The 17677-nt window shown below is 66.7% G+C and carries 14 protein-coding genes; 10 read left to right on the top strand and 4 right to left on the bottom strand.

Features of this window, described 5'->3' with window-relative positions; translation table 11 throughout:
- The first annotated feature begins 32 nt into the window (after positions 1–32).
- On the top strand, positions 33–1121 hold the full coding sequence (locus IEX43_RS07650) for a LacI family DNA-binding transcriptional regulator (RefSeq protein WP_188809816.1): 1089 nt from the start codon (positions 33–35) through the stop codon (positions 1119–1121).
- A gap of 27 nt (positions 1122–1148) precedes the next feature.
- Here the strand turns inward: IEX43_RS07650 and IEX43_RS07645 are convergent, their stop codons facing one another.
- Positions 1149–2354 (bottom strand): MFS transporter, encoded by a 1206-nt coding sequence (locus IEX43_RS07645; RefSeq protein ID WP_188809814.1) that lies wholly within the window; start codon positions 2352–2354, stop codon positions 1149–1151.
- Between the two features lie 79 nt (positions 2355–2433).
- Positions 2434–3105, bottom strand: coding sequence for a GntR family transcriptional regulator (locus IEX43_RS07640; RefSeq protein ID WP_188809812.1), 672 nt, complete (start codon positions 3103–3105; stop codon positions 2434–2436).
- Between the two features lie 156 nt (positions 3106–3261).
- Here IEX43_RS07640 and glyA point away from each other — a divergent pair, with 156 nt between their 5' ends.
- Genes glyA through purU form a run of 7 tightly spaced genes read left to right on the top strand, consistent with a single transcriptional unit; the run spans position 3262 to position 12153 of the window.
- The gene (gene glyA, locus IEX43_RS07635; RefSeq protein WP_188809810.1) at positions 3262–4626 is read left to right on the top strand and encodes a serine hydroxymethyltransferase; all 1365 of its coding nucleotides are present in this window, start codon (positions 3262–3264) and stop codon (positions 4624–4626) included.
- Entirely contained in the window at positions 4623–5843 is a 1221-nt protein-coding gene (locus IEX43_RS07630) for a sarcosine oxidase subunit beta family protein (RefSeq protein WP_188809808.1), read from the top strand. The genes glyA and IEX43_RS07630 overlap by 4 nt, the downstream gene beginning before the upstream one ends.
- Positions 5844–5880: 37 nt before the next feature.
- On the top strand, positions 5881–6306 hold the full coding sequence (locus tag IEX43_RS07625) for a sarcosine oxidase subunit delta (RefSeq protein WP_188809807.1): 426 nt from the start codon (positions 5881–5883) through the stop codon (positions 6304–6306).
- Entirely contained in the window at positions 6303–9248 is a 2946-nt protein-coding gene (locus tag IEX43_RS07620; protein WP_188809805.1) for a sarcosine oxidase subunit alpha family protein, read from the top strand. Before IEX43_RS07625 ends, IEX43_RS07620 begins: the two co-directional genes overlap by 4 nt.
- Entirely contained in the window at positions 9241–9879 is a 639-nt protein-coding gene (locus tag IEX43_RS07615; protein WP_188809803.1) for a sarcosine oxidase subunit gamma, read from the top strand. The genes IEX43_RS07620 and IEX43_RS07615 overlap by 8 nt, the downstream gene beginning before the upstream one ends.
- Entirely contained in the window at positions 9880–11253 is a 1374-nt protein-coding gene (locus IEX43_RS07610; RefSeq protein ID WP_188809801.1) for an L-serine ammonia-lyase, read from the top strand.
- Between the two features lie 3 nt (positions 11254–11256).
- The gene (gene purU, locus IEX43_RS07605; RefSeq protein ID WP_104185779.1) at positions 11257–12153 is read left to right on the top strand and encodes a formyltetrahydrofolate deformylase; all 897 of its coding nucleotides are present in this window, start codon (positions 11257–11259) and stop codon (positions 12151–12153) included.
- 188 nt (positions 12154–12341) lie between these two features.
- On the opposite strand, the gene IEX43_RS07600 is transcribed toward purU, so the two are convergent.
- Both IEX43_RS07600 and IEX43_RS07595 read right to left on the bottom strand, forming a co-directional pair.
- A complete protein-coding gene (locus IEX43_RS07600) occupies positions 12342–13301 on the bottom strand; it encodes a DUF559 domain-containing protein (RefSeq protein WP_188809799.1) in 960 nt (319 codons plus the stop codon).
- Between the two features lie 182 nt (positions 13302–13483).
- Positions 13484–15034: a helix-turn-helix domain-containing protein gene (locus IEX43_RS07595; RefSeq protein ID WP_188809797.1), complete on the bottom strand. Its 1551-nt coding sequence runs from the start codon at positions 15032–15034 to the stop codon at positions 13484–13486.
- Positions 15035–15143: 109 nt separating this feature from the next.
- Between IEX43_RS07595 and IEX43_RS07590 the strand changes: the two genes are divergently transcribed.
- Positions 15144–16667 (top strand): purine-cytosine permease family protein, encoded by a 1524-nt coding sequence (locus IEX43_RS07590; protein ID WP_188809795.1) that lies wholly within the window; start codon positions 15144–15146, stop codon positions 16665–16667.
- Positions 16668–16685: 18 nt separating this feature from the next.
- Complete coding sequence (locus tag IEX43_RS07585; protein ID WP_188809793.1) at positions 16686–17642, top strand: polysaccharide deacetylase family protein; 957 nt, start codon at positions 16686–16688, stop codon at positions 17640–17642.
- The last annotated feature ends 35 nt before the right edge of the window (positions 17643–17677 follow it).

Below are 17677 nucleotides of genomic sequence, written 5' to 3'. Positions count from 1 at the left end.
CAGCGGATGGATATACTCCTCAAGGAGGGCAGATGAGTTCAATGGAGAATGGTGCGGAGGCGCCGGCACCTGCCGGCAGGGCGCCGAAAACCCCGGAGCGCGTGCACCCCGTCACCCTTCGCGACGTGGCGGAAGTAGCCGGTGTTTCCACAGCAACAGTGTCGCTCGTGGTCAACAAGAAGAAGGCCGCCCGGATCGCCGAGGAAACCCGCCGGCGGGTGCAGGACGCCATCCGGACCCTGGGCTACCGGCCCAACGCGATGGCAAAAACCCTGGTCAGCGGCACGTCCCGGTTCATCGGGCTGGTGGCGGACGGCGTTGCCACCACTCCCTTCGCCGGCCAGATCATCCACGGAGCCCAGGACGAGGCGTGGAAGCACGGCTACGCCCTCCTCATCGCCAACACCGAAGGCAACGGCGAGCTTGAGCAGGACGCCATCCAGATGATGCTCGAATACAAGGTCCGCGGCATCCTCTACTCCACGTGGTTCCACCGCCAGACGGACATTCCGGTGCAGCTCCGGGAAGCCGACTTTGTCCTGGTCAACTGTTTCTCCAACGAGCCGGGCACCCGGGCCGTGGTGCCCGACGAGGTGCAGGGCGGCCGCTCAGCCACGGACATCCTGCTGGGGCACGGGCACCGGAAGATCGCCTTCATCAACGCCACCATTCCGGCGCCGGCCAAGGACGGACGGCTCCGGGGGTACCGGGAAGCACTGGAGAAGGCCGGTATCCCGTTTGATCCCGAGCTGGTGCTGGAAGCCTATCCGGACCAGGAGGGAGGCTACGGGGCCACCTCCGATCTCCTGACGCGTGGCGTGACCGCGGTTTACTGCTACAACGACCGGATGGCCATGGGCCTCTACGACGGCCTGCGCGAGCACGGCCTGTCCATCCCCGACGACATGGCCGTGGTGGGGTTCGACAACCAGGAGGTCATTGCCGCCCACCTGCGGCCCCCGCTGTCCACGGTGTCCCTCCCCCACTACGAACTGGGCGCGGCGGGTGTGCGGATGCTCCTCGGGCTCGATACTGCACCCGGAACCGGCTCGGGCGGGGTGGCCAAGATCAACTGCCCCGCGGTGGAACGGACCTCGGTAAAGGCGCAGGCGCGGGCCTGACCTGGATAGAAGTACGACGGCGGGTGGTCATGCCGGTGCGCTGATCACCCGGTTCCGCCCCGCGAGCACACCCGTCACGGCAAGGACCGCCATGATGCCCGCGGTCACCAGGAGCGGAAGCGTCCAGTCTCCGCTCAGATCGCGAAGGGCACCGAACATCACCGGCCCCGCAGCAGCCAGGCCGTAGCCCACCGACTGCGCCATGCCGGACAATGAGGCCGCCTGCGGATAGTTCACGGTCCGGAGGCTGAACAGCGACAGGGCAATGACGATGAGGCTTCCGCACCCGATTGCCCCCAGGAGGACCCACAGCAGGATGAGGTCCGGCGCGAGCGCCAGGCCCAGGAACGTCACAACCATCACCGCGCCGCTGGCGAAGGAAACGAGCTGCTGGTCCGAACCGCGGTGAAGGATGCCCCCTGCCACAAGGCTGGCGAAGACGCTGACCAGCAGGAAGACAGACAGGTGAATGCCGGCGGTAGTCGCCGGGACCCCGCGGCTTTGTTCGATGGTAGGCAGCCACGCCATCAGGACGTAGAAGGCTATCGACTGCAGCCCCATGAAAATGGTCACCTGCCAGCCCAGGGCCGAGGTCCAAGGCGACTGGTGGGAGGCTTCCGGCGTGGCGGTATTCATGGTGCCGGAGCTGTGCCGTCGCAGCCAGGGCAGGAGCACTGCCATGGCGATGAGGGCAAGTCCCACCCAGATACCGAGGGCAAGCCGCCATCCGGCGGTGGAAGTCTGGGCAACGGGTACGACGACGGCGGCCCCCATGGCGGCGAAAGCAGCCTGGGTGGCGGTGTAGCTTCCGGTGAGCTGGCTGACCCTCGTGGGAAAGTCACGCTTGACCAGGGAGGGGACCAGGACATTGAGGAACGCGATCGCGAGGCCAATGAGTGCTGTGCCTACCCAGATGAATCCGGGGACAGGCAAGGAGCGGAGCGCAATGCCCGAGGCCAGGAACAGCAGCGACATCCACAGCGCACGGTCGAGGCCCAGGCGGGAAGCGAAGCCGGGCGCCACGGGTGAGAAGACGGCAAAAGCAATGAGCGGAAGGCCCGTCAGGAACCCCGCTGCAGCGCTGGACAGGCCCAGGTCGGAGCTGATGTTGGACAGGACCGGCCCCACGCTGACAAAGGACACCCGAAGGTTGACTGCAATGAGCAGGACGCCGATGAAAGCGAAGCCGAACCTGGCAGTGCGGTCCTGTGCATTCCGGGTGGCAGCGGGCATCGTTGCGTTCTTCCATCCTTTTAAGAGTGCGAGAGGGTCGCGGTAAAACCGACAGTAAGTGAGAGAGCGTCCCCGGGGGCTACAGCACCTTACGGATGGTTTCCTCGAAGCTCGTGACGTGGTGCAGGGCGAGCTCGGCGGCTTTGTCGGCGTCGCCGGCGGCCACCGCCTTGAGCAGGTCCACATGCTCGGTGATGTGGCCGCTGACAGACGGCACCTTATCCAGCACCACGCACCAGATGCGGGTGGCCAGGTTGTCGTAGCGGATCAGGGTGCTTTCCAGGTGCGGGTTGGCGGCCGCCTTGTAGATCAGCCGGTGCACCATCAGGTCATAGCGCATGAGTTCGCGCGATTCGGCCTGGCCAGGCCCCAGCTCCGCGATGGCATCGGCCACCTGCAGCAGTTCGCGGCGCATGCTTTCACTGGCCCTTTTGGCCGCCCGGCGTGCGGCCAGCGGTTCCAGGAGTTCCCGGATTTCCGAGACATCCGCCAGCTCCGTGAAGTCCACATTCGTGGCGAAGGTGCCACGGCGCGCATAGGAGATGACCAGATGGTCAACCTCCAGGCGCTTGATGGCCTCCCGCACGGGGGTGCGCCCGAGCCCGAGTTCAACCGCCACCTGGCCCTCGTTGATCGGCTCGCCCGGGCGGATTTCCAGCATGATCAGTTTGTCCCGCAGCTGCCGGTAGGCGGCCTCCGCCTGGGACGGTGCCTCGTCCTCCGCCTGAGGCAGGGCAAGAAGTGCATTCAACGCGCCGCTCCGTTCTTCGCTGACGTGACGAGGCTGCCCGTGCCGGGCTTCGCGTCACTTTCGTCCAGCTATTGACTCTGCTGTGATCCCGATCATACCATTGACCTCACACTGATATATCAGTTAGTAAGCAAGTGGTATTTCAAAGGAGCATCCGTGGTTGAGCAGTTGAACGAGCGACTTTCGGTCGTCGATCCCGAAGTCCAGCAGGCCATTGCCAGTGAGCTGGGCCGCCAGCAGTCGACGCTGGAAATGATCGCCTCCGAGAACTTTGCCCCGTCCGCGGTCATGGAGGCCCAGGGCTCGGTCCTGACCAACAAGTACGCCGAGGGGTACCCGGGCAAGCGCTACTACGGCGGCTGCGAGCACGTGGATGTTGTGGAGCAACTCGCCATCGACCGGGTCAAGGCCCTGTTCGGCGCAGAATTCGCCAATGTCCAGCCGCACTCCGGCGCGCAGGCCAACGCTGCCGCCATGTTCGCCCTGCTGAACCCGGGCGACACCATCATGGGTCTGAGCCTGGCCCACGGCGGCCACCTGACGCACGGCATGAAGATCAACTTCTCCGGCAAGCTCTACAACGTGGTCCCGTACCACGTGAGCGAATCGGACCTCCGCATCGATATGGCCGAGGTTGAGGCGCTCGCCCTGGAGCACCGGCCCAAGCTGATCGTTGCCGGCTGGTCCGCCTACTCCCGCCAGCTGGACTTCGCCGAGTTCCGCCGCATCGCCGACCTGGTGGGCGCGTACCTCATGGTGGACATGGCCCACTTCGCAGGCCTGGTGGCCGCCGGCCTGCACCCGAACCCGGTGCCGTACGCCGACGTCGTCACCACTACCACGCACAAGACCCTCGGCGGCCCGCGCGGCGGCGTCATCCTTGCCAAGGAGCAGTACGGCAAGAAGATCAACAGCGCGGTGTTCCCCGGCCAGCAGGGCGGGCCGCTGGAGCACGTGATCGCCGCCAAGGCCGTGGCCTTCAAGCTCGCCGCCTCCCCCGAATTCAAGGAACGCCAGGAGCGCGTCCTTGAGGGATCCAAGCTCCTCGCCGAACGGCTCCTCCGCGACGACGTTGCCGCGGCCGGAATCTCCGTGGTCAACGGCGGCACCGACGTCCACCTGGTCCTCGTGGACCTCCGCAACTCCGAGCTGGACGGACAGCAGGCCGAAGACGCCCTGCACCGCATCGGCATCACCGTGAACCGCAACGCCGTCCCCTTTGACCCCCGCCCGCCGATGGTGTCCTCCGGCCTTCGGATCGGTACGCCCGCCCTCGCCACCCGTGGCTTCGGCGCCGAGGAATTTACGGAGGTCGCAGACATTATCGCGGCAGCGCTCATCGCCTCGGCAGGCAGCGTCGCCTCCGGGACCACGTCCCTGGGCGACAGCACCGCCGTCGAACTCCGTGCCCGCGTTACCGCCCTGGCGGAAAAGTTCCCCCTCTACCCCCACCTTTCCCAGAACGACGGCGGCACGGAAGTTGCCGCGTTCGAAGCAGACCTGATTGGAGCAGCCCAGTGAGCGCAGACCTCCTCCCCGAGCACCCCGACTTCCTCTGGCGCAACCCGGAGCCCAAGTCCTCCTACGACGCCGTGATTGTGGGCGGCGGCGGGCACGGCCTGGCCACCGCGTACTTCCTGGCCAAGAACCACGGCATGACCAACATCGCCGTCCTGGAAAAGGGCTGGCTGGCTGGCGGCAACATGGCCCGGAACACCACCATCATCCGCTCCAACTACCTCTGGGACGAGAGCGCGGCCATTTACGAGCATGCCCTCAAACTCTGGGAGATCCTGCCCGAGGAGCTCGAGTACGACTTCCTGTTCAGCCAGCGCGGTGTGATGAACCTTGCCCACACCCTGGGTGACGTCCGTGAAAGCATGCGGCGCGTGGGAGCGAACAAGCTCAACGGCGTGGACGCGGAGTGGCTGGACCCCAAGCAGGTCAAGGAACTCTGCCCCATCCTGAACATCAGCGACAACATCCGCTACCCGGTCATGGGCGCCACCTACCAGCCCCGGGCCGGCATCGCCAAGCACGACCACGTTGCCTGGGCTTTCGCCCGCAAGTGCGACGAAATGGGCGTGGACATCATCCAGAACTGCGAAGTTACCGGCTTCGTCAAGGACGGCAACCGCGTGGTGGGCGTCAAGACCAACCGCGGCACCATCAACACCGAAAAGGTTGGCCTGGCCGCCGCCGGGCACAGCTCGGTCCTGGCCGAGATGGCCGGTTTCCGGCTCCCCATCCAGTCCCACCCGCTGCAGGCCCTGGTCTCCGAACTGCACGAGCCGGTCCACCCCACGGTGGTCATGTCCAACCACGTGCACGTCTACGTCTCCCAGGCCCACAAGGGCGAGCTGGTCATGGGCGCCGGCGTGGACTCCTACAACGGCTACGGCCAGCGCGGCTCCTTCCATGTGATCGAGCACCAGATGGCCGCCGCCGTCGAGCTCTTCCCCATCTTCGCCCGGGCCCACGTGCTCCGGACCTGGGGCGGCATCGTGGACACCACGCTGGATGCCTCCCCGATCGTGGGCAACACCCCGGTGGACAACATGTTCGTGAACTGCGGCTGGGGCACCGGCGGCTTCAAGGCCACCCCCGCGGCAGGCCTCACGTTCGCGCACAACATCGCCACGGGCTCCCCGCACAAGCTGAACAAGCCGTTTGCGCTGGAACGCTTCGAAACCGGCGCGCTGATCGACGAACACGGCGCCGCCGCCGTGGCCCACTAGCCGCCAGCGAACACTGCACTTAAGAAAGAAGACGCACATGCTGCTCATCTCCTGCCCCAACTGCGGCTCCCGCGACGAGACCGAGTTCCACTACGGCGGCCAGGCCCACGTCCCCTACCCGAAAAACCCCAACGAGCTGAACGACCGCCAGTGGGCCGAGTTCCTCTTCTACCGGGACAACACCAAGGGCGCCTTCGCCGAGCGCTGGCTCCACAGCACCGGCTGCCGCCAGTGGTTCAACATGCTCCGCGACACCGTCACCTACGAAATCCAGGCCATCTACCCGATGGGCACGCCCCGCCCGGACGCCGCCGGCCGGACAACCCCGGACACCGGCACCGCCAGCACCGCCGCTGACAGCACCACCACCGGGACCGCCGCACCGGACATCTCGGGGACCAGCACCGCTACGACCGGCACCACACCCGCCAGCACCACCGCCCCGGAAGGAGCAACCAAGTGACTTCCCAGAACGCCCGCCTCGCTTCCGGAGGACGGATCGACCGCACCATCTCCTGGCGTTTCACCGTGGACGGCGAGGAATTCACGGGCCACCCCGGCGACACCCTCGCCTCGGCCCTGATCGCCAACGGCCGCATCAACGCCGGCAACTCGCTCTACGAGGACCGGCCCCGCGGCATCATGTCCGCCGGCGTGGAGGAATCCAACGCGATGGTGAAGGTCGCCGCCCGCTTCCCCGGCGACGTCGCCGAATCCATGCTCCCCGCCACCACGGTCACCCTGGTTGACGGCCTGAAGGCCGAACTGCTCAGCGGCCTGGGCAAGCTGGATCCCGAGGAGGACCGCGCCGAGTACGACAAGAAGTACGTCCACACCGACGTCCTGGTGGTCGGCGGCGGCCCCGCCGGCCTGGCCGCAGCCCGCGAAGCCGTCCGCACCGGCGCCCGCGTGATGCTCCTGGACGACCAGCCCGAACTGGGTGGCTCGCTCCTGTCCGGGTCAACGGCATCGGAACTGGCTGAGACCATCGAAGGCAAGCCGGCCCTGGAATGGGTGGCGGACGTCGAAGCCGAGCTCGTCTCCGGTGCCGAGTCCACCGTCCTGAACCGCACCACGGCCTTCGGCGCCTACGACGCCAACTACGTGATCGCCGTCCAGAACCGCACGGACCACCTGTCCTCCCCCGCCGCGTCCGGAGTGTCCCGGCAGCGGATTTGGCACATCCGTGCCAACCAGGTTGTCCTGGCACCGGGCGCCCACGAGCGTCCCCTGGTGTTCGAGAACAACGACCGCCCCGGCATCATCCTCGCCTCGGCCGTCCGCAGCTACCTGAACCGCTACGGGGTGGCCGCCGGCCAGCGCGTGGTCATCAGCACCACCAATGACAGCGCCTACGCCGTGGCCGCGGACCTCCGCGCAGCGGGCGTCAAGGTGGCCGCCGTGGTGGACGCCCGCCCGCAGCTCACCGCGGTGGCCGCTGCCGCCGTCGAAGCCGGCACCCGGGTGCTGATCGGCAGCGCCGTGGCCAACACGTCCTCCCAGTCAGCAGACGGCCGCGTGGACGGCGTCACCGTCCGCAGCATTAACGACGACGGCGAGCTCACCTCGGGCGTCGAACAGATCGCCTGCGACCTGCTGGCTGTCTCCGGCGGCTGGAGCCCGCTGGTGCACCTGCACTCCCAGCGGCAGGGCAAATTGCGCTGGGACGACGAGCTGGCCGCCTTCGTGCCGAGCACCGTGGTCCCCAACCAGCAGACCATCGGCTCGGGCCGCGGCAGCTTCGACCTGGCCGACTGCCTGGCCGAGGGCATCTCCGCCGGGGCTTCGGCGGCCATCGCAGCAGGCTTTGCGTCCGGCACAACGCCCGTACCGCTCTCCGAGCCGAAGGCCTCCGCCCCCACCCGCCAGCTGTGGCTGGTTCCCGGCGAGCAGGGCACCCCTGACGACTGGCACCAGCACTACGTGGACTTCCAGCGTGACCAGTCGGTGGCCGACGTGCTGCGCTCCACCGGAGCCGGCATGCGTTCGGTGGAACACATCAAGCGGTACACCTCCATCAGCACCGCCAACGACCAGGGCAAGACCTCCGGCGTCAACGCGATCGGCGTCATCGCCGCAGCGCTGCGCACCGCAGGAGAAGCCTCCCGCGGCATCGGCGACATTGGCACCACCACCTACCGCGCACCCTTCACGCCAGTGGCCTTCGCGGCACTGGCCGGACGCCAGCGCGGCGAGCTGTTCGACCCCGCCCGCAAGACCTCCATCCACCCGTGGCACGTGGCCAAGGGCGCGCTGTTCGAAGACGTCGGGCAGTGGAAGCGGCCCTGGTACTACCCGCAGGCCGGGGAGGACATGGACGCTGCGGTGCTGCGCGAATGCGCCGCCGTCCGCGACTCCGTGGGCTTCATGGACGCCACCACGCTGGGCAAGATCGAAATCCGCGGCAAGGATGCCGGTGAGTTCCTCAACCGGATCTACACCAACGCCTTCAAGAAGCTCGCCCCGGGTTCGGCCCGCTACGGCGTGATGTGCATGGCGGACGGCATGATCTTCGACGACGGCGTGACCCTGCGCCTCGACGACGACACCTACTTCATGACCACCACCACCGGCGGCGCCGCGAAGGTGCTGGACTGGCTGGAGGAATGGCTGCAGACCGAATGGCCGGAGCTGGACGTGCACTGCACCTCGGTGACCGAACAGTGGAGCACCATCGCCGTCGTCGGGCCCAAATCCCGCGCGGTCCTGGCCAAGGTGGCACCGGAACTGGCCGCCAACGGCGGGCTGGAAGCCGAAGCCTTCCCGTTCATGACCTTCCGCGAAACCACCCTCGCCTCCGGCGTCCGCGCCCGGGTCTGCCGGATCTCCTTCTCCGGTGAATTGGCCTACGAGATCAACGTGCCGTCCTGGTACGGGCTGAACACCTGGGAGGCCGTGGCAGCCGCCGGCGCCGAATTCAACATCACCCCGTACGGCACCGAAACCATGCACGTGCTCCGCGCCGAGAAGGGCTACCCGATCGTCGGCCAGGACACGGACGGCACCGTCACCCCGCAGGACGCCGGCATGGAATGGATCGTCTCCAAGGCCAAGGACTTCATTGGCAAGCGCTCCTACTCCCGGGCCGACGGCCAGCGCGAGGACCGCAAGCACCTGGTGAGCGTGCTTCCGGTGGACGGGACGCTGCGGTTGCCGGAAGGCACCCAGCTCGTGGAGAAGGGCCGTTCCACCAACCCTGCCTACGGGCCGGTGCCGATGGAAGGCTTCGTCACCTCCAGCTACCACAGCGCGGCACTCGGCAGGTCCTTTGGCCTGGCCCTGATCAAGAACGGCCGCAACCGCATCGGCGAAACCCTGACTGCTGCCGCCGGCGACCAGCTGGTGGACGTCGTCGTCGCCGAAACCGTACTTTTTGACCCCGAAGGGACCCGCAAAGATGGCTGAAACAGCAGCACCCGCAACCTCCTACGAGAAGAACCTCTCACTCCGTGTCAGCCCCGCCGCCCAGCTCCGCGCAGATTTTGAAACCGGCTCCGTCCGGGGCGTAGTGGAACTGTCCGAGGTGGCCTTCCTGACCATGGTGGGCCTCCGGGTCAACCGGGACAGCGACGCCGGACAGCGCATCGCTGCCGTCACCGGCGGGCTTCCCGCCGCATGCGGCGGCGTGGCCGGCAGCGGTGAGACATCCGTGCTGTGGCTCGGCCCGGAAGAGTTCCTGGTGGTGGCACCGCGGGAAGCCCACGAATCCTTGGGCGGCGGCCTGCTCCAGGCTCTCCGCGAAGCCCTGGGCGACGGTGCCGGCCAGATGGTGGACCTCTCCGCCAACCGCACCACGTTCGAACTCACCGGCCCTCGGGCCCGCGCTGTCCTGGAGAAGGGCTGCTCACTGGACCTGCACCCCCGCGTGCTGAAAGCCGGCACGGCGCTCTCCACGGAGGTGGGCAACATCCCCGTGGTGCTCTGGAAGACCGGCGAGGAAACGTTCCGGCTCTTTCCCCGCGCATCGTTCGCCGATTTCCTGGGCCGCTGGCTCCTCGACGCAATGCGCGAGTACGCCTCGCCTGAGGTCCCCTAAATGGCCCTCAGCGTCCTGGACCTGTTCTCCGTTGGCATCGGGCCGTCGTCGTCACACACGGTCGGCCCGATGCGGGCAGCAAAGCTGTTCGCCGACGGGCTCAAGGGCGATGGACACTTAAGCTCCACCCGGCGCGTACAGGCTGAACTGTTCGGCTCCCTCGGCGCCACCGGCCGGGGCCACGGCTCGGACAAGGCCGTGGTCCTGGGCCTCAAGGGGCTGGACCCCGAAACCGTGGACACCTTCACGGCCGACGACCAGGTTGCCGCAGCTGCCCTGGACGCCGAACTGTGGATCGGCGGGGACCACCGGGTGGACTTCAACTGGGACGAGGACGTGCTGCTGCACCGGCGCAAGTCCCTCCCGGCCCACCCCAACGGCATGACCTTCCGCGCCCTGGACCACGCCGGGGCAGTCCTCAGCGAACGGAGCTTCTATTCGATTGGGGGCGGCTTCGTTGTTGACGGGGACGCCAACGCCGGCGACAGGGTGGTGGCGGACTCCACCGTCCTGCCCTACCCGTTCAGCACAGCCGACGAGCTCCTGGAGATCTGCAAACGCGAGGGGATGTCCATTTCCGACGTCATGCTCGCCAATGAACTCACCTGGCGGACCGAAGCGGAGCTCCGGGAGAAGCTGCTGGGGCTGTGGGCGGTGATGCGCGAATGCGTGGACAACGGCTGCGCCGCGGAAGGCATCCTGCCCGGCGGACTCAACGTCCGCCGCCGCGCGCCGTCGTTGTTCCAGACCCTCACGGCGGACACCGGCGTGACCGATCCGCTCCGGGCGATGGAATGGGTGAACCTGTTCGCGCTGGCCGTGAACGAGGAAAACGCCGCCGGCGGGCGCATCGTCACCGCCCCCACCAACGGCGCCGCGGGGATCGTTCCCGCGGTGCTGCACTACTACGTGGAGTTTGTCCCCGGCGCCAACGACGACGGCGTGGTCCGCTTCCTGCTGGCGGCGGCCGCCGTCGGCATCCTGTTCAAGATCAACGCCTCCATCTCCGGCGCCGAGGTGGGCTGCCAGGGTGAAGTGGGTTCCGCCTGCTCCATGGCCGCCGCCGGGCTCTGCGAGGTGCTGGACGGCACGCCGGCCCAGGTGGAGAACGCCGCCGAGGTGGGCATTGAACACAACCTGGGCCTCACGTGCGACCCCGTGGGCGGGCTGGTGCAGATCCCCTGCATCGAGCGCAACGCGATCGCCAGCGTCAAGGCCATTAACGCCGCCCGTCTTGCCCTGCACGGCGACGGCAGCCACAAGGTATCCCTGGACAAAGCCATCAAGACGATGCGTGAAACCGGAGCCGACATGAAAACCAAGTACAAGGAAACCTCCCGAGGAGGACTCGCCGTGAATGTGATCGAGTGCTGAACCATGACCGCCATTGAGACTGAAACTTCCCTGTCCGCGCCAGTGACCACCGTGGAGCATGTCCTCACGCTGGACTGCAGCGAGTCGCCGGGCATCGTCCACGCCGTGTCCGGCTTCCTGCTGGAGCACGGCTGCGACATCATCGACAACCAGCAGTTCGGCGAACGTTCCGAAGGGCACTTCTTTATGCGGGTGCATTTCGCGTCCGACGGCGATGCCTCCACCGCGGACACGCTGCGGGCCGCTTTCGGTCCCGTTGCCGAGCGGTTCGGGATGCGCTGGCGCCTGGAGCCGCACGGCTCGAAGCGGCGGGTGCTGATCATGGTGTCCAAGTTCGGGCACTGCCTCAACGACCTGCTGTTCCGCGCGCGGATCGGCGAACTGCCCGTGGACGTGGTGGCCGTGGTCTCCAACCACACCGACCACCAGGCACTGGTGGAGTGGCACGGAATCCCGTTCTTCCACGTGCCGGTCACCGCTGACACCAAGCCTGCGGCCGAGGCGCGGCTACTGGAACTGGTGGACGAGTTCGACGTGGAGCTCGTGGTGCTGGCCCGCTACATGCAGGTGCTCAGCGACAACCTGACCCGCAAGCTGGACGGGAAGGCGATCAACATCCACCACTCGTTCCTGCCCAGCTTCAAGGGCGCCAAGCCGTACCACCAGGCCTACGCGCGCGGAGTCAAGACCGTGGGTGCCACCGCCCACTACGTCAACAGCGAGCTGGACGAGGGCCCGATCATCTCGCAGCAGACCGTGGAGGTGGACCACACCTACGGGCCCGAGGACCTGGTGGCCGCCGGCCGCGACACCGAGTGCAAGGCCCTGTCCAACGCGGTGCGCTGGCACTGCGAGGGCCGGGTCATCCTGCAGGGCAACCGCACGGTGGTCCTCCGGTAACCCCCTGCGACGCTCTCTCACTTAACGCAGGCTTTTGCATGACGCTCTCTCACCTGATGTGCGTTTTCCGGTGATCCTCTCTCATTTGATGAGGGTTTTCCTGTGACGCTCCCTCACCCCTTGAATTGGTGAGGGAGCGTCACGGCCTTAAGCGCCGCCGTCGTCATTGCACAAGAGTCCTTTGATGCTCAGGCCCCGCTGGCGAACCCAGACGCCTGGGGGTGGTCAAGCCAACCGTTCCGGAGCGCTCTTTTGATTTGTTCCACGGCTCGGCGAAAGTCGTCAGCGTGATCGTCTTTGTCGAAGACAAGGACCGTCCAGCCGGCCGACTCGAAGGCCTTATTCCGCCTCCTGTCGCTGAAGATCTGTGCCTCACCCAGGTGATGCCCGCCGTCGTACTGGATCGCAAGGCGGCCATTGCGATAGCCGAGATCGGCCGACGGCGACCGCACGTCTCCGGCGCGCAACGGCACCTGGAGTTCGGGCTCCGGCAGCCCGGCGTCGGCGATTGCCAAGCGAAGGAGCGATTCGGGCGCTGAGTCAGCCCCCACCCGCATCAGATCCAGCGCTTCACGGGCGCGCACGATACCCTGGAGGTTCGGGTGGCGCGCTACAAGTGCGCGAAGGCCCGCAATGGTGTCGTAAGGCTGCGTCCTTCCCTCGAAATCTACTCGTGGAATGCGGATGAGTTGGTCCCCCATGCTCACCAGGTCCTGGAGCGGCAGGATCCGTGCCACATCAAGCCACGTGCGGGACCGGGTGCTCAGACGGATGCCATCGACAAGTTCAACCTCATCCTCACGTGCCAGCACGGTATGGCCGAACACGCCCTTCCGGCGGACCGATGGCAGCGATCGCGGCTTGCTCAAATGCAGCTCTGACGAATCCGCCAGCCACGGTGGCAGTACTTGGCATCGAAGCCGGGCCGCGGTCACGTGTGAGATCCAGGCTCCTGGTGACGCCGCGGACAACGCCCTGGCCGCGCCTTCCAGGTCAAAATTCCAGCCCACCGGACGGTAGAGTCCGCGGCCCACATTAATCACATCCCTGCGGCGAAGCCTGCCTAACGGGACTCCGGCAGCCAGGGCTGAGCCGAAGGTGAAGGGAGCCGCTGCCAACGGCAGGGGCAGGGAATCCTGCTTTTGCATGCTGGCATTGTGCCCCGATACGGCTGGAGGCTGCAGAAGTTATCCACAGGCCCTGCGGTTGGGCCTCCGAGGGGTGAGAGAGGGTCCGCCCAAAACGCGCGTTAACTGCGAGAGGGTTTCCCGGAAGCCGACGTTAAGTGCGAGAGCGTCGCCAAAAAAGGGGCATCAAGTGAGAGAGCGTCCTAGTCGGAGTGCATGGCAGCGAGGCGGCTGGCCAAGTGGAGTGCGGCAAGGCGGCCGGTACTGCGGGGGTCGCCGCCGCAAAGGGAGAAGATCCGTTGCAAACGCTGGTGCATGGACTGCCGCTCCAGGTGCAGTTCCCGCGCAGCCTGGGCGGTATTGCAACCGGAGTCCAGCCACACCCGCAGCGTTTCGGCCAGCTGCGAGCGGCGCTGCGCATCGTAGTCAAGGACGAATCCCAACTGCTGGCGCACAAAATCCTCGCGCCTGGCCGCATCCAAGGAATGGAAGGCCATCCGTTCCACCGCAAACGCCTCCGCGTCGAGCGCCCCAGTGGTGAGCCGCGCCCCGGACGGGCGCAGTTCATTACGGGCTCCAATATCCAGGGTCAGCCGCGCCTCGGCCAGCGACCAGGGTGCCGACGAAATCCCCGATGCCACGGGGCCTACCGCGCTGATGCTGCCCTCGGGCAGTTCGAGCGTCCGGAGCCCGGCCAGGATCTCGCTCCGGTCCTCCTGCGCTTTTCCGGTCCGCAACGCCGCGAGCGCCAGCAGTTCCTCGTTATCCGCATAGCTGGCACTGTGCCGGCCCACCCGGTCCAGCAGCTGCTCCACTGAGGTTCGCAACTGCCGGGAGCCAGGAGAACGGACCACAACCGCCACCAGCTGCGCGGCCGGAGGAATCCCCGCAGCCGGGGCGAGCTGCTGGAGCCGCCAGTTTTGCGTACCGGCATCAACGGCGCGGATCAGTGCGGCACCCGCCATCTCCTTCAGGCCGGGCGGCATGCGCTGCAGCAGGGCCAGTACCAGAATGTCCACCGAGCGGTTCCCGGCAATCCTTGCCAGGTTCACGTCTCCTCCCTCCAACGTGCGGAGGCTCAGACGCGCTGAAGGGATGCCCCGCACGGACACGTCAATATTGGTGGTGCGTGCCCTGTCCTGGTCGGTCTCCACCGATGGGGCCGGGCCGCCGCCCCCGGCATAGTCGGCAGGCAGTGCACTCGCCAGCGGAGCCCCCGCGTTGGATGTCAGGGCAACTTCCGCGCCGGTAGCGTCAGCAAGGACAGCCAGGATCCGGTCAAGGCTGCCGCCGTGGGCCAGCTCCACCGCCATGGCATGGCTTGCCCGGTCAGCCAGCTGCAGGTGCGCAGCCGACTCGCTCACCAGCAACGAATTGATGGCTTCCATGACGCCCACGAACGGCACCCTTTTGCGCAGCTCTATCAACGGAAGTCCGGCAGCTTCAGCCGCTCCCACCATGGACGAAGGAATGGACGGCAGGGCGGTACCTGTCTCGATGGCCAGTGCGGCCACTCCACGTTCCGCCAGCTCCCAGATGTAGCCGATACGCCGCTTATCCGTCGCCGCGGCCAGCGCCTGGCCGCCGGTGAGCAGCAGTTCTCCGCCGCCAAGTAACGGTGCGATGTCCAAGACCTCACTCGAGTGGATCCAGCGCAGCTGCGTTTGGGCCGCAATCGCCGCCGCTGCGCGGATTACTGGATCCGCGGGTGTGAGGGTGGAATGTTTCAAAACATCCTGCAGCCGTATTGGCATGACACTCCGTCAAGTAGAAGGCAAATCTTCACGACACATTGTATGTGGTGGTTGTGGCATGAGCCACATAATCTGGATCTATCCCTTTCACTTACTGGAGGCTTTCCCCATGCAAGACAACCTCTCCACGAAGCAGTCTGGGCCGGCAATGGCGCCGGCCGAAGACTGCGAAGCCTGGCTCCAGCCCATTCCAGAGTCCCAGCGCACGCACAAGGTTTCAGGCCAGTTCTGGATCTGGGCCGGCGCCAACCTCGCCCCCATCAACTGGGTGCTGGGTGCCCTCGGAATCCACCTGGGGTTGGGTTTCGCGGACACCGTCACCGTCCTGGTCCTGGGCAACCTGATTGGCATGCTGCTCTTTGGCTGCTTCGTCCTGCTGGGCCAGAAGACCGGCGCCACCGGCATGGTCCTGGCCCGGGCTGCCTTCGGCCGGCGCGGAAACTACCTCCCCGCAAGCATCCAGGCCCTCCTGGTGATCGGCTGGTGCGCCGTCAACACCTGGATCATCCTGGACCTGGTGATGGCGCTGTTCGGAACGCTCGGCTGGGTGGATCCCACGGCACAGAACTATGCCTGGAAGATTGCTGTGGCCACAGGGATCATGGCCACCCAGGTGGCCATCGCCTGGTTCGGCTACAAGGCAATCGCCGCCTTTGAAAAGTGGACCGTCCCGCCCACCATCATCATCCTGGCCGTCATGTCCGCTGTGGCCTGGTTCGGCATGAAGATCGACTGGGCCTATGCCGGCCCCGCGGGCAACATCCTGGAAGGCTCCGAGCGGATCGCGGCCATGAGTGCCGTGATGACGGCAATCGGCATCGGCTGGGGCATCACCTGGTTCACATACGCCGCCGACTACTCCCGCTTCGTCAGCACCGAGGTTCCCAAGAAGAAGGTCTACCTGGCCTCCGTCCTGGGCCAGTTCATCCCGGTCGTCTGGCTCGGCGTCCTGGGTGCGAGCCTGGCTACCAACAGCGGTGAAATCGACCCCGGAAAGCTCATCGTCCAGAACTTCGGCGTCCTCGCGCTGCCCGTCCTGCTGATGGTGCTGCACGGCCCCATCGCCACCAACATCCTGAACATCTACACCTTCTCGGTGGCCACCCAGTCGCTGGATATCACCATCAGCCGCCGCAAGCTGAACCTGTTCGTCGGCGTCTTCTCGCTGATCGCCGTCGTCTTCTTCATCTTCCAGGAGGACTTCGCGGCGGTCCTGGACGCCTGGCTCATCGGCCTGGTGGCCTGGGTGGCCGCCTGGGGCGGCGTCATGCTGGTGCATTACTTTTGGATCGAGAAGCGCTGGCCCGGCAACCCCGCACGGCTGTTCGACAGTGTGGGCACCAAGCGGCTGCCCGGCGTCAACTGGGCGGGAGTCACCTCCCTCCTGGTAGGCATCTTCGCCACCTGGCTGTTTATGTACGGCCTCGTTCCCGCCATGCAGGGCCCCTTCGCCGTGGCCATGGGCGGCTTGGACCTGTCCTGGCTGGCTGGCGGGCTGGCGAGCGCCACGAGCTACGCCATCCTGGGTCCGAGGGTTCACCGCAAGTTCCTCGAATCCGCCCCGGCCGCCACTGCCGACGCCCAGCCATCTGCAGCCGTGGCCAGCGTCCCCGCCCAGCCTGCAGCCCTCTAAGCCCTAGGACTTTCCGCCATGACCTTTGAAGCATTCCCGGACTCCGCCCACCCGATCACCTGGCCCGAGGGCAAGCAGGCGGCAGCCTCGTTCACCTTCGACGTCGACGCCGAATCATGCACCATCGCGCACGATCCCAAGAGCACCAGCCGGATGTCCCTGATGACCCACCAGTCCTACGGGCCCAAGGTGGCAGTCCCCCGGCTGCTGCAGATCCTCCAGCGGCAGGACATCCGCGCCACGTTCTTCGTCCCCGGCTTCACGGCCGAGTGCTATCCGGACACCGTCCGGCGCATCGTGGATGCCGGGCACGAGGTGGCGCACCACGGCTACCTGCACGAGCCCATGCAGGGTATCGACGCTGAGACGGAGGCGCGCTACATGGACCGCGGCCTGGAGGCGCTGGCCAAGGCAGCTGGGGTGGAGCCGGTGGGCTACCGGGCGCCGTGGTGGGAACTGAACTGGCATTCCCCGGCCCTTCTGGCGGACCGCGGATTCCTCTACGATTCGAGCCTGCTCGACGGCGATGCCCCCTACCGCTTCAGCGTCGCCCCGGGCGACTCCCGGGACATCGTGGAGATTCCCGTGGACTGGGCGCTGGACGACTGGGAGCAGTACGCGTTCTACCCCGGCGTCACCGGCAGCGGCGTCATCGAAAGCCCGGCGAAGGTCCTGGAGATGTGGACGCTGGAGGCGGAGGCACACCACGCGCAGGGCAGCTGCTTTGTCCTCACCAACCATCCGTTCATCTCCGGCCGGCCCTCCAAGGCCGTGGCGTTGGAACGGCTGATTGAACGGGTGAAGGGGATGGACGGCATGTGGGTGGCCACCATGGAGGAGATCGCGGAGCACACCCGCCGGACGGTTCAGGAAGTCCACACCCACGCCCGCATCCAGGTGCCCTCCTTCCCCGATACCGGGGCCAAGTTCACGCCGTCCTTGGTGCGGGAGTCGCGGCCCGCCGTCGCCGGCTGACAGGAATCGGCTGGAAGCAGGAGTGGTGCTGTCCC

It is taken from the genome of Pseudarthrobacter polychromogenes, from assembly GCF_014644495.1.
GTDB classification, from domain to species: domain Bacteria; phylum Actinomycetota; class Actinomycetes; order Actinomycetales; family Micrococcaceae; genus Arthrobacter; species Arthrobacter polychromogenes.
This window is presented reverse-complemented; position numbering and strand designations above follow the sequence as displayed.

Coding starts and splice junctions, on each gene's coding strand:
- IEX43_RS07650 (WP_188809816.1), top strand. CDS start 33: ATGAGTTCAATGGAGAATGGTGCGGAGGCGCCGGCACCTGCCGGCAGG.
- IEX43_RS07645 (WP_188809814.1), bottom strand. CDS start 2,354: ATGCCCGCTGCCACCCGGAATGCACAGGACCGCACTGCCAGGTTCGGC.
- IEX43_RS07625 (WP_188809807.1), top strand. CDS start 5,881: ATGCTGCTCATCTCCTGCCCCAACTGCGGCTCCCGCGACGAGACCGAG.
- IEX43_RS07615 (WP_188809803.1), top strand. CDS start 9,241: ATGGCTGAAACAGCAGCACCCGCAACCTCCTACGAGAAGAACCTCTCA.
- IEX43_RS07610 (WP_188809801.1), top strand. CDS start 9,880: ATGGCCCTCAGCGTCCTGGACCTGTTCTCCGTTGGCATCGGGCCGTCG.
- purU (WP_104185779.1), top strand. CDS start 11,257: ATGACCGCCATTGAGACTGAAACTTCCCTGTCCGCGCCAGTGACCACC.
- IEX43_RS07600 (WP_188809799.1), bottom strand. CDS start 13,301: ATGCAAAAGCAGGATTCCCTGCCCCTGCCGTTGGCAGCGGCTCCCTTC.
- IEX43_RS07595 (WP_188809797.1), bottom strand. CDS start 15,034: ATGCCAATACGGCTGCAGGATGTTTTGAAACATTCCACCCTCACACCC.
- IEX43_RS07590 (WP_188809795.1), top strand. CDS start 15,144: ATGCAAGACAACCTCTCCACGAAGCAGTCTGGGCCGGCAATGGCGCCG.
- IEX43_RS07585 (WP_188809793.1), top strand. CDS start 16,686: ATGACCTTTGAAGCATTCCCGGACTCCGCCCACCCGATCACCTGGCCC.